At 68.8% G+C, this 10,939-nt stretch carries 13 protein-coding genes and 1 pseudogene; 6 read left to right on the forward strand and 8 right to left on the reverse strand.

Annotation, left to right across the window (positions count from 1 at the left end):
- The 3 genes from JHN45_RS53790 to JHN45_RS49175 form a co-directional block, all read right to left on the reverse strand.
- A partial coding sequence (locus JHN45_RS53790) for a DUF397 domain-containing protein (RefSeq protein WP_201055984.1) occupies window positions 1-93 on the reverse strand: 93 nt, incomplete at its 3' end.
- A 6-nt stretch (window positions 94-99) separates the two neighbouring features.
- Entirely contained in the window at window positions 100-282 is a 183-nt protein-coding gene (locus tag JHN45_RS49170; RefSeq protein ID WP_201055986.1) for a DUF397 domain-containing protein, read from the reverse strand.
- 9 nt (window positions 283-291) lie between these two features.
- Window positions 292-1,137, reverse strand: coding sequence for a helix-turn-helix transcriptional regulator (locus tag JHN45_RS49175; RefSeq protein WP_201055987.1), 846 nt, complete (start codon window positions 1,135-1,137; stop codon window positions 292-294).
- Between the two features lie 229 nt (window positions 1,138-1,366).
- Between JHN45_RS49175 and JHN45_RS49180 the strand changes: the two genes are divergently transcribed.
- The 4 genes and pseudogenes from JHN45_RS49180 to JHN45_RS49190 all read left to right on the forward strand — a co-directional run bounded on the left by JHN45_RS49180 (window position 1,367) and on the right by JHN45_RS49190 (window position 4,348).
- A complete protein-coding gene (locus tag JHN45_RS49180) occupies window positions 1,367-1,810 on the forward strand; it encodes an ATP-binding protein (protein WP_201055988.1) in 444 nt (147 codons plus the stop codon).
- Entirely contained in the window at window positions 1,807-2,010 is a 204-nt protein-coding gene (locus tag JHN45_RS49185) for a hypothetical protein (protein ID WP_201055990.1), read from the forward strand. The genes JHN45_RS49180 and JHN45_RS49185 overlap by 4 nt, the downstream gene beginning before the upstream one ends.
- Window positions 2,007-2,394 (forward strand): annotated as a pseudogene (locus JHN45_RS53795) (DUF6879 family protein). Before JHN45_RS49185 ends, JHN45_RS53795 begins: the two are co-directional and overlap by 4 nt.
- An 88-nt stretch (window positions 2,395-2,482) precedes the next feature.
- A complete protein-coding gene (locus JHN45_RS49190; RefSeq protein WP_201055992.1) occupies window positions 2,483-4,348 on the forward strand; it encodes a thioredoxin-like domain-containing protein in 1,866 nt (621 codons plus the stop codon).
- A 26-nt stretch (window positions 4,349-4,374) separates the two neighbouring features.
- On the opposite strand, the gene JHN45_RS49195 is transcribed toward JHN45_RS49190, so the two are convergent.
- The 5 genes from JHN45_RS49195 to JHN45_RS49215 form a co-directional block, all read right to left on the reverse strand.
- The gene (locus JHN45_RS49195) at window positions 4,375-4,539 is read right to left on the reverse strand and encodes a hypothetical protein (protein ID WP_200712931.1); all 165 of its coding nucleotides are present in this window, start codon (window positions 4,537-4,539) and stop codon (window positions 4,375-4,377) included.
- A gap of 50 nt (window positions 4,540-4,589) precedes the next feature.
- Complete coding sequence (locus tag JHN45_RS49200; protein ID WP_200712932.1) at window positions 4,590-5,648, reverse strand: glycosyltransferase family 2 protein; 1,059 nt, start codon at window positions 5,646-5,648, stop codon at window positions 4,590-4,592.
- 172 nt (window positions 5,649-5,820) lie between these two features.
- Window positions 5,821-6,051: a DUF6458 family protein gene (locus tag JHN45_RS49205; RefSeq protein WP_200712933.1), complete on the reverse strand. Its 231-nt coding sequence runs from the start codon at window positions 6,049-6,051 to the stop codon at window positions 5,821-5,823.
- Window positions 6,052-6,136: 85 nt separating this feature from the next.
- A complete protein-coding gene (locus JHN45_RS49210; RefSeq protein ID WP_201055994.1) occupies window positions 6,137-7,432 on the reverse strand; it encodes a M18 family aminopeptidase in 1,296 nt (431 codons plus the stop codon).
- A 119-nt stretch (window positions 7,433-7,551) separates the two neighbouring features.
- Window positions 7,552-9,393: an acyl-CoA dehydrogenase gene (locus JHN45_RS49215; protein WP_201055996.1), complete on the reverse strand. Its 1,842-nt coding sequence runs from the start codon at window positions 9,391-9,393 to the stop codon at window positions 7,552-7,554.
- Between the two features lie 137 nt (window positions 9,394-9,530).
- Here JHN45_RS49215 and JHN45_RS49220 point away from each other — a divergent pair, with 137 nt between their 5' ends.
- Window positions 9,531-10,004, forward strand: coding sequence for an SseB family protein (locus JHN45_RS49220; protein ID WP_019073480.1), 474 nt, complete (start codon window positions 9,531-9,533; stop codon window positions 10,002-10,004).
- A gap of 148 nt (window positions 10,005-10,152) precedes the next feature.
- On the forward strand, window positions 10,153-10,939 hold a 787-nt coding region (locus JHN45_RS49225; RefSeq protein ID WP_201055998.1), incomplete at its 3' end, for an SDR family NAD(P)-dependent oxidoreductase.

Consider the following 10,939-nt stretch of genomic DNA (forward strand, 5'->3'; position numbering starts at 1 on the left):
GAGGGTGGTGGGGGTGGTGGCTATTTCCAGGCAGTTGGTGTCGGCGTCGCCTGCGGAGTACGACGACTTCTGCCAGCGGAGGGCTCTAGGCACGGCGGGTCATCTGCCCTTCAGCGCGATGAGCATGGTGTTCAGGGCAGTGGGCGCGGGTGTGAGGAGCGTGGCGGGGTCGTCGCTCTCGCGGAGGTGGAGGGTGGTGGGAGTGGCGGCTATTTCCAGGCAGTTGGTGTCGGCGTCTCCTCCGGAGTACGACGACTTCTGCCAGCGGAGGGCTTCAGGCACGGGGCTCCTTCACAGTTCCTGAGCGATACGGCGGATGAGGTCGAGGGAAGCTTCCTGCGGGAGGGCTGCCTTGTCGATGATCTCGCTCCGGGTTCGGTAGCGGTTCAGCCGCGCTGTGGCGTCGATGAACTCGGCACCGTGGGGCGTGTCGATCTGCACGGTGTCCAGTTGAGGTACGGCGCCGCCAACGTACTGCATGGGAAATCCCGCCCCTGCGAATCCCTCGGCCGCGAACGGGATGACGCGAAGGGTGACCGACTCCCTCCCGGATACTTGGAGGAGATGGTCGAGTTGGGCGCGGGCGATCTTGGAGCCCCCCACACGCATCCGTAGTGCGGCTTCATGGATGATCACGTCGTACGGAGTCCCCGAGGTGATGACCTCCTGGCGGCGCATCCGGAACGTGACACGGGCCTCGCGGTCTTCCTTCGGGAGGTTCGGCTCGACGAACAGTGAGGCTGCGCGTACATGGTCCTCTGTCTGGAGGACTCCCGGGATGTGCACCATCTCGAATACGCGGGCGTAGGTCGCGTGATGCTCCAATTCGGCGAGGTCGAACGCCGTAGGCGGCATCACGCCGCGATACTCCTCCCACCAGCCCTTGAACCTGGGCGCAGCCATCTCCACCAAGGCGTCGACGAGTTGGCTGTCGTCGCACTCGTAGAACCCGGCCAGTCCGCGCAGCCGCTGCTCGCTGATTCCGAACCGGCCGGATTCGATGTGGCTGATCTGGGTCTGGTTCACGCCGAGGAAGGCTGCGGCGTTCCGTGACTCGATGCCTGTCGCCTCGCGCAGCTTGCGCAGTTCGGTGCCGAGTCGCCCTTGGCGTGCGGTGGGGTTGGCCCTCGGCGGCATGACGTTCTCCTCGTTTGTCGTACTTTTCCTGAACGGTTGATGCGTATCAGGCTGAGTCGCTATGGTCGCAACGTACCTCACGGAGGGTGCCCGCATGGTCACCCATCCGCAAATCCCGCACGCCCACCCCCCGTTGGAAGTGCCACCCCGGCCGTCGACACCGGGGCGCCGGACAGCAACGAGCCCGGGCTCGCGCAAACCCCCCTCACTCCACCGGAGTTGATGCCCCATGCCCTCGTACACCTTGATCTGCCCACCCCTCGACACCTCTCCCCACATCGCCCGCGACTTCGTCGCCACCGTTCTGCGCACGCTGGAGCTGGACCGTGCCCTGGTCGACGACGCGATCCTCTGCACCTCGGAACTCGTCACCAACGCGTGCGTCCACGCGAAGGGCGGTGACGGCACGGTGCTGTGGCTGGCAGTGGAGGAGGGGCGGCTGCGGGTCGTGGTGTACGACGGGGACGAGAACCCGCCGGTGATAAGGGAGTTGACGACGGAACCGGGTGAACGATGGGGCGGCCGAGGCCTGTACCTGGTGGACGCCCTCACCGAAGGCCGCTGGGGCCACGGCCCGGACATCCCGTACGGCGGCCAGCCACACCCGGAGGGCAAGGGCGTGTGGTTCGACCTGCCCGCAGAGCAGGCCGTACGACGCCCGGCATCACCATGACCGACCAGCGACGCAGCCAACTCGAAACAGCAGCCGTCATCCTGGGCCTCGCCCGCCCGATGGTGGACGACGACGCACCTCTGACCGCTGACGAACTCCGCTGGATCGCCCGCCGCCTGGTCGAGTCCCTGACGGACGTCCTCGGCATCGCCGCCGGCCACCATGACAGGACAGCCAACGGTGGCAACAGTGGCACGTGAAGCACTCGCCAAGGCGCGGCACTCCCCGGTGCACGTCCTGGTGGCGTTCCTGGCTGGACGTGGTGACTGAGACAACCGGCCGGGGCGTGTCCATGCGACGGCTGCGCGTTGTCTCCGAGCCGCCGAGCGACTACGTGCGCTACGAGTACGACGGAACCTTCACGAACGTCGCGGCGGGCGAAGACGTGCGTTGGCTACCCCGCTCGCGGGCCCACCGCCTCTTGCTCCCCGTGCTGGACAGATGGGTGGTGGACAAGAAAACGGTGATCCTCCATCACTTCAATGGAAGTGCGCCACGATCCGGCCCTGGCGGAGCAGTACGCGACCGCGTACGAGGCAGCGTGGGAGAGGGCCGTTCCCCACGCGGAGTACCGCCCGGACTGACGAACGCGCGCCCTGGCTCTTTCCGCGTCGTCCAGTGCATCCGGCACGCGCTGTCGTGACTGTCAGTCGCGGGTGGCAGTCTTGATTCATGACCGATGCATCCGCGACCCCGACTCCCCGACGCGCCCGCGTCCGCGCCCCCCAGCTCACCGGCAAGGGCGGTTGGCTGAACACGGGGGACAAGCAGTACAGCCTCGCCGACCTGCGCGGACGCATTGTCATTTTGGATTTTTGGACCTTCTGCTGCATCAACTGCCTGCATGTACTGGACGAGCTGCGGGAGTTGGAGGAGAAGCACCGCGACACCGTCGTGATCATCGGCGTGCACTCGCCGAAGTTCGTGCACGAGGCCGAGCATCAGGCGGTCGTGGACGCGGTCGAGCGGTACGGCGTGGAGCATCCGGTGCTGGACGACCCGGAGTTGGCGACCTGGAAGCAGTACGCGGTGCGCGCGTGGCCGACGCTCGTCGTGATCGACCCGGAGGGGTACGTCGTCGCGCAGCACGCGGGCGAGGGGCACGCGCACGCCATCGAGCGGCTGGTGGCGGAGCTGGAGACCGAGCACGCGGCGAAGGGCACGCTCCGGCGCGGGGACGGGCCGTATGTGGCCCCGGAGCCCGAGCCCACCGTGCTCCGCTTCCCCGGCAAGGCGCTGGCCCTGCCCTCCGGGAACTTCCTGGTCAGCGACACCACCCGGCATCAACTGGTCGAGCTGGCGGCGGACGGGGACACGGTCGTACGGCGGATCGGTCAGGGCGATCGCGGAATGACCGACAGCACCTGGGTCCGCGCGCGGTTCAAGGAGCCGCAGGGGCTGGTGCTGCTGCCGGACGGCGCCGTGGCCGTCGCCGACACGGGGAACCATGTGATCCGGCGCTTCGACCCGGAGAGCGGTCGGGTCACCACCCTCGCCGGTACCGGATACCAGTGGATGCAGGGCGAGCCCACCTCCGGCCCCGCCCGCGAGGTCAGCCTCTCGTCCCCGTGGGATGTGGCCTGGTGGCAGGACAAGTTGTGGATCGCCATGGCCGGTGTGCACCAACTCTGGGCCTACGACCCCGCCACCGACACCGTCGCCGTCACCGCCGGTACCACCAACGAGGGGCTCGTCGACGGGCCCGGCCCCGAGGCCTGGTTCGCGCAGCCCTCGGGACTCGCCGCGACCCCCGACCGGCTCTGGCTGGCCGACTCCGAGACGTCCGCCCTGCGCTGGGTGGACGTCGAGGGTGTCGTCCACACCGCCGTCGGTACCGGGCTCTTCGACTTCGGGCATCGTGACGGAGCCGCCGAACAGGCCCTGCTCCAGCACCCGTTGGGCGTCACCGCGCTCCCGGACGGCTCGGTCGCGATCAGCGACACGTACAACCACGCGCTGCGCCGCTACGACCCCGCGACCGGCGAAGTCACCACGCTGGCCACGGACTTGAGGGAGCCGAGCGACGCCGTGCTGGTCGGTGACGAGATCCTGGTCGTCGAGTCGGCCCGGCACCGGCTGACCCGGCTGCGGTTGCCGGAGGAGGCGGTGCGGGTCGAGTCCGTAGCGCATCGCACCCAGCGCGCGGCCACCGAAGTCGCCCCGGGCGAGCTGGAGTTGGACGTCATCTTCCAGGCCCCGACCGGGCAGAAGCTCGACACCCGCTACGGCCCCTCGACCCGGCTGCTCGTCTCCGCCACCCCGCCCGAGCTCCTGATCACCGGCGAGGGCGCGGGCACGGACCTGAACCGCACCCTGACCCTCAACGAGGCCGTCACGGAAGGCGTGTTGCACGTCTCCGCGATGGCCGCCTCCTGTGATGACGACCCTGCCAACGAGTACCCCGCCTGCCATGTCCACCAGCAGGACTGGGGCGTCCCGGTCCGCCTCACCGAAGGCGCGACGGACCGACTCCCCCTCGTCCTGGCAGGCATGGACGACCGTGACAACCGTGACGGCCGGGACAACCAGGACGCCTGAAACGGGGGATCACCCGGGGCAAAGCCCTATCGGCGCCGCGCCCGCGGTGCCAGCTTGTACACCGCCATCCCCGCCGCCACCAGCGTGGTCGCCGCCACCATCATCGCCATGCTGTTGAGCCACAGGCCGGTCGCGGCCAGCGTGGCCCCACCGGCGCCGGTCGTGCCGGCGCCGACAACTCTTCCGTACATAAACGTTTCTCCTTGAGGGTTCCGATGCGTGAGCGTGCGTGGGGGATGGGCTAGGTGGCCACCCACTTCTCCTCGCTGCGGCGGACCAGGCCCCACAGGGAGGTGAAGTAGACGGCGTGCTGGAAGAGGTCGTAGAGCATCTCGGGGATCATCAGCGCGGCGACCAGGATCGCGAGGGGGCCGGCGCGGCGGACGGAGACGGTCTTCTCGACCACGAAGATCAGGCCGATCGCGGTCCAGAACGGGGAGAGGCCGGGCCAGCCGTACAGCGTGGTGTACGTGGCCATGAAGGTCAGGTAGACCAGGAACGACAGCGCGCCGAAGCCCATCAGGAACTGCTGGAGGAAGTAGCGGGCGGTGACCTTGGTCCAGCCGTAGTCGCGGAGGTTCTCCAGGGCGCCGCGCTGCCAGCGCAGGCGCTGGTGCCAGAGCTTGGGGAGGCTGGTCATGACCTCGGTGGTGACCGCGCAGCCCGCCGGGGACATCGCGCGGTAGCCGAGGGTCTTGACCGCCTTGGTCATCTCGTCGTCCTCGGTGAGCGAGGCGAGGCTGTAGTAGCCGTCGCCGCCGCCGATCCGCCCCGAGTGGCGGGCCTCGCGGACCTCGCGCAGGACGCGGGCGCGGAACATCGTGCCGGTGCCGGTGAGCACCTGGGCCTTGCCGCCGGTGCGGTCCAACTCCCAGGCGTAGCGCTGGAACTCCATCCGCTGGAGCAGTCCGAGGAGGCCGCCGCCCTTCTCGCCGTAGAAGACTCCGCCGACGGCGCCGACCTTGCGGTTGAAGGTGGCCATGGCGGTCTCGCTGAACCAGGGGTTGAGGACGGTGTCCGCGTCCTGGACGAGGAGGAGGTCGCGTTCGTCGAGGTGGGGCAGGACCCAGTCGATGGCCTGGTTGAGGGCGCCGGCCTTCTTGTGGGTGTTGCCCTGGGTGGCGAAGATGTCCGCGCCGTGCGAGGCGGCGACCTCGGCCGTGTCGTCGGTGCAGTTGTCGGTGACGACGACGATCAGGTCGGGTTTACGGGTCTGCCGCCACAGGCCCTCGATCGCGGCGCCGATGCGGTCCGCCTCGTTGTGGGCGGGTATGAGGACCACCAGCCGTGGTTCGGGCACGGCAGTGACTCCCTGTGACGATCGCGGGGCAGGTCCGGGGCTGCCTCTCCCCGGGCCCTCAACTGCGCAAAGTCTTCACGAGGTTCACACAACCGCACAATGCGCCCAGCGTCACGGATTGCTCACGGTTGGCTGTGTATGTCCTGTGCGGGTGATTCGGCCTGTGTGCGGGTTACGCCCGGTATCCGTCGCGGTTCCGGTCCTCGTCCACCACGGTGGTCGAGCCCGGCAGCAGCACGCGCCGGCGTCGCGCGATGCTGCTGAACGTCACGACGCCGATCAGTCCGACGACCATGAGGATCACACCGACCAGCGTGAGATTGACTCCTTGCATGTGCCAGTCGGTCGCGAACGCGAGAATCGCGCCGACGGCGATGAGGATGATGCAGCCGCCCAGGCCCATGGGTGTCGCCTCCCTGCAGGTCGCTCGTTCCGGTCCGCGACCGGGTACCCGGGAAGGCAACACCCATGCGCCGAGCGCGAGTTGACTACCCCTCCAGGAACGCCACCAGCGCGTTGGCCAGCAGGAACGGGTCGCGGTCGCCGCAGAGTTCGCGGGCGCTGTGCATGGAGAGGATCGCCACGCCGATGTCGACGGTCTTGATGCCGTGGCGGGCCGCGGTGATCGGGCCGATCGTCGTGCCGCAGGGCATGGAGTTGTTGGAGACGAAGGTCTGGAACGGCACACCGGCCTTCTCGCAGGCCGCGGCGAACACCGCGCGGCCCGAACCGTCCGTGGCGTAGCGGTTGTTGACGTTGACCTTGAGGATCGGCCCGCCGTTGACCCGCGGGTGGTGCGTCGGGTCGTGCCGCTCCGCGTAGTTGGGGTGCACGGCGTGCCCGGTGTCGGAGGAGAGACAGACGGTCCCGGCGAAGGCCCGCGCCCGGTCCTCGTACGATCCGCCGCGCGCGAACACGGAACGTTCCAGCACCCCGCCGAGCAGCGGCCCGTCCGCGCCCGTGTCGGACTGCGAGCCGTTCTCCTCGTGGTCGAAGCCGGCGAGCACGGGGATGTACGGCAGGTTCGAGCGGGCGGCGGCGGAGGCGAGCGCGCCGGCGCCGGCGTGCAGGGACAGCAGGTTGTCCATGCGCGGGCCGGCGAGCAGCTCCTGGTCGCGGCCCAGATAGGAAGGTGCTTCCACCGAGTGCGTCATCAGGTCCCAGCCGGTGACCTCGCCCGGCGCGAGCCCCGACTCCTCCTCCAGGAAGGCGATCAGATCGCCGTCGCGGACGTCGTCGCCCAGGCCCCAGATCGGCTGGAGGTGGCGCTGCTTGTCCAGCTTGAGCCCCTCGGCGGACACGGACCGGTCCAGGTGGATGGCGAGTTGGGGCACTCTGAGCAGCGGGCGGTCCACGTTCACCAGGCGGGTCGAGCCGTCCCGGAGGCTCAGCCGGCCGGCCAGGCCGAGGTCGCGGTCGAGCCAGGAGTTGAGCAGCGGTCCGCCGTAGATCTCGACGGCGACCTGGCGGAAGCCGTGCGCACCGGTGTCGGGGCGCGGCTTGACCCGCAGGTTCGGGGAGTCGGTGTGGGCGCCGACGATGCGGAAGGGGGTGTGGGGTGCCGCACCTTCGGGGACGAACCAGGCCACGATCGCGCCACCGCGCAGCACGTACTTGCCGCCGGTCGTCCCCTCCCAGGCGTCCGTCTCGGCGACCTGCTTGAATCCGGCCTTCTCCAGCCGCTCGGCGGTGTTCGCCACGGCGTGGTACGGCGTGGGGGACGCCGCCAGGAAGGACATGAGGTCGTCGGTGTGGCCGCGGTCGAAGCGGGGGGGTTCGCTCATGGGTTCACCTTAACGACGTACGAGGGCCCGCTCCCGGCGTTGGGAGCGGGCCCTCGCAAGGGCGATGTGGGGTTTCGCGAAGCTGTTCCGGTCTGTCCCGGAACGGGTTCTCCGGCTGGCTAGAAGGCGGCTTCGTCCAGTTCCATCAGGTCCAGCTCGACACCCTCGGCGACCTTGCGGGCCAGGGTGAGACCGGGCAGCACGTTGGCCGCGAAGAACTTCGCAGCCGCGATCTTGCCCGTGTAGAACGGCACATCTTTGGAAGACACAGCCTTCGCGGAAGCCGTCTCCAGCTTTTCTACGGCGACGGCGGCACCCTTGAGGAGCAGGTAGCCGACGACGACGTCACCGGAGGCGAGCAGCAGGCGGGTGGTGTTGAGGCCCACCTTGTAGATGTTCTTGACGTCCTGCTCGGTGGCCGCGAGGTCGGTCAGCATCAGGCCGACGATGGCCTCCAGCTCGACGGCCGCCTTGGCGAGGTGCTCACGGGCACCGGACAGCTCCTCGCCGCCCGTGCCCAGCGCGAGGAACTTCTTGATGTCCTCGGCGAGGGAGTTGAGGGCCGCGCCCTGGTTGCGGACGATCTTCCGGAAGAAGAAGTCCTGGCCCTGGATCGCGGTCGTGCCCTCGTACAGGGTGTCGATCTTGGCGTCCCGGATGTACTGCTCGATCGGGTACTCCTGGAGGAACCCGGAGCCGCCGAAGGTCTGCAGCGACTGGGCGAGCTGCTCGTAGCCCTTCTCGGAGCCGTAGCCCTTGACGATCGGCAGGAGCAGGTCGTTGAGCGCGTGCTCGGCCTTCGAGTCCTCGCCGTTCGCCTCCTTGACGGCGATCGCGTCCTGGATGGAGGCGGTGTAGAGCACCAGGGCGCGCATGCCCTCGGCGTACGCCTTCTGCGTGATCAGCGAGCGGCGCACGTCCGGGTGGTGCGTGATGGTGACCTTGGGCGCGGTCTTGTCGCCGAAGGCCGCGAGGTCGGGACCCTGGACGCGCTCCTTGGCGTACTCGAGGGCGTTGAGGTAGCCGGTCGACAGCGTCGAGATGGCCTTCGTGCCGACCATCATGCGGGCGAACTCGATGATGCGGAACATCTGGCGGATGCCGTCGTGCTTGTCGCCGATCAGCCAGCCCTTGGCCGGGTGGCGGTCGCCGAAGGTCATCTCGCAGGTGTTGGACGCCTTGAGGCCCATCTTGTGCTCGACGTTGGTGGCGTAGACGCCGTTGCGCTCGCCCAGCTCGCCGGTCTCGACGTCGAAGAGGAACTTCGGCACGAGGAAGAGGGAGAGCCCCTTGGTGCCCGGGCCGTGGCCCTCGGGACGGGCCAGCACGTAGTGGAGGATGTTCTCCTCCATGTCGTGCTCACCGGACGTGATGAAGCGCTTCACGCCCTCGATGTGCCAGGACCCGTCCTCCTGCTGAATGGCCTTCGTCCGACCCGCGCCGACGTCCGAACCCGCGTCGGGCTCGGTCAGCACCATGGTCGAACCCCAGGTCCGCTCCACCGCGAGCTGCGCGATCTTCTTCTGTACGTCATTGCCCTCGTCGTAGAGGATCCCGGCGAAGGCCGGACCGGAGGAGTACATCCACACGGCCGGGTTCGCGCCGAGGATCAGCTCCGCGTACGACCAGATCAGGGAGGGGGGAGCCGTCGTACCGCCGATGGCCTCGGGGAGCCCCAGCCGCCAGTACTCGGACTCCATGAAGGACTTGTAGCTCTTCTTGAAGGAGGCCGGTACGGGCGCGGTGTTCGTCTCGGGGTCGAAGACCGGCGGGTTGCGGTCGGCGTCGGCGAAGGACTCCGCGAGCTCGTTCTCCGCGAGCCGGGTCAGCTCCTCCAGGACGCTCTTCGCGGTGTCCGTGTCCATCTCCGCGAACGGACCGGTGCCGTACAGCTTGTCGCGCCCGAGGACCTCGAAGAGGTTGAACTCGATGTCGCGGAGATTCGACTTGTAGTGCCCCATGGCGACGACTCCGTAAGAGATATGTGCAACGAGATGTGTATCGAGATGAGTACTAAGCAGTAGCTACGATGATGCTACCCGTCGGTAATAAGACGCAACCCCAAGCCGTCCATCTGTGACTCAGTACTCTTGCGGGCATGTACGGCTACGACCAGAACGTGGGCGCTCAGCAGGGGTACGTCCCGCCCCAGCAGCAGATGGCCGGTGGCGTGGGCGGCTACGGCCAGCAGCCACCGCTCTACCCCGAGCCGTCCCCGCCCTCGCTCGCGGACGCGGTACGCGCCTTCACCACCGGGCAGATGGCCGCGGAGGACTTCCAGCAGGTCTTCGCGACCTCCAAGGTCTACTGTCCGCGCGGCGACAACCCGGGCTTCCTCGCACTCCACAACACCCAGCAGCCGGTGATCCCGATGTTCACCTCGCTGAAGGAACTCCGCCGCTACGCCGGCAAGGAGTCCAAGTACTTCGTGATCACCGGCGCCGAGGTCATCGACCTGCTGCCGACGGGCTACGGCTTCGTCGTCGACATGGAGGGCGAGCACCGCATGGTGTTCGACGCGAAGGCGGTCGAGCAGATGGTGGAGTTCGCGATGCGCAGGATGTACGGCTGAGCAGCCGGCCGGTGTCCTAGTCGCTGAAGTCCGGGGCCCGATCCGACGAGATGTCGGCGGGGGCCCCAGTGCCTGACCGTGGGTCCCGGTTGGCTGGAAGTGTGCGGTTCCGTCAGACGGCGGACGCGGCACACCGACGGGGGCCCGCATGGCGGTGGCACGGAACGTACTCATCACAGGCGGCTCGGCGGGGATCGGGCGGGCGTGCGTACGGCGGTTCGCGCGCGGCGGCGACCACGTCTGGTTCACCTACCACTCGGGGCGGGAGCGCGCGGCCCGGCTGGTCGCCGAACTGGCGGGCACCGACCGGCACCCGGCGCGGGCCTTCGAGTTCCGCCAGGGCGAGTGGCCCGACCACGAACGCCTGGTCGCGGAACTGCCAGGACCGGTCGACGTGCTCGTCAACAACGCGGCCGTCGGCTCGAAGACCGTCGAGCGGTACGCCCCCGGGCCCGGCCACGCGCAGGACACGGCGTTCCTGCAGATCAACGCCGTGGGGCCGCTCTGGCTCACCGAGCAACTGCTGCCGGGGATGCGGGCGCGCGGACGCGGCACGATCGTCAACGTCGCCAGTGTCGGCGGGGGCGTCGCACAGTTCCCGGGTTTCCGGGTCGCGGACGGCATGAGCAAGGCGGCCCTCGCCTACCTCACCCGCCATCTGGCCGCCGAGCTGGTCCACGACCCCGTCGACGTCGTCGCCGTCTGCCCCGGCGCGGTGGACACCCTCATGTTCGAGGCCAGCACCCTCGCGGGCCTCACCCCGCAGGAACGCGCGACCCTGGAATCCACCCTCCCCCGAGGCCGCCTGATCGACCCCACGGAGATCGCCGACCTGATCTGGCACCTGACGGGTCCCCTCGCCGCCCTCCTCCACGGCGCGGTGCTCGACGCGTCGATGGGACTGGGGGTACGCCCGGGGCTGCTCGGTGGGGTGG

Origin of the sequence: Streptomyces sp. MBT53, from assembly GCF_016654115.1 — a bacterium.
GTDB lineage: Bacteria > Actinomycetota > Actinomycetes > Streptomycetales > Streptomycetaceae > Streptomyces.

Excerpts from the sequence above, each read along its gene's own strand:
- JHN45_RS49175 (WP_201055987.1), bottom strand. The coding sequence starts at position 1,137 with ATGCCGCCGAGGGCCAACCCCACCGCACGCCAAGGGCGACTCGGCACC.
- JHN45_RS49180 (WP_201055988.1), top strand. The coding sequence starts at position 1,367 with ATGCCCTCGTACACCTTGATCTGCCCACCCCTCGACACCTCTCCCCAC.
- JHN45_RS49185 (WP_201055990.1), top strand. The coding sequence starts at position 1,807 with ATGACCGACCAGCGACGCAGCCAACTCGAAACAGCAGCCGTCATCCTG.
- JHN45_RS49190 (WP_201055992.1), top strand. The coding sequence starts at position 2,483 with ATGACCGATGCATCCGCGACCCCGACTCCCCGACGCGCCCGCGTCCGC.
- JHN45_RS49195 (WP_200712931.1), bottom strand. The coding sequence starts at position 4,539 with ATGTACGGAAGAGTTGTCGGCGCCGGCACGACCGGCGCCGGTGGGGCC.
- JHN45_RS49205 (WP_200712933.1), bottom strand. The coding sequence starts at position 6,051 with ATGGGCCTGGGCGGCTGCATCATCCTCATCGCCGTCGGCGCGATTCTC.
- JHN45_RS49210 (WP_201055994.1), bottom strand. The coding sequence starts at position 7,432 with ATGAGCGAACCCCCCCGCTTCGACCGCGGCCACACCGACGACCTCATG.
- JHN45_RS49215 (WP_201055996.1), bottom strand. The coding sequence starts at position 9,393 with ATGGGGCACTACAAGTCGAATCTCCGCGACATCGAGTTCAACCTCTTC.
- JHN45_RS49220 (WP_019073480.1), top strand. The coding sequence starts at position 9,531 with ATGTACGGCTACGACCAGAACGTGGGCGCTCAGCAGGGGTACGTCCCG.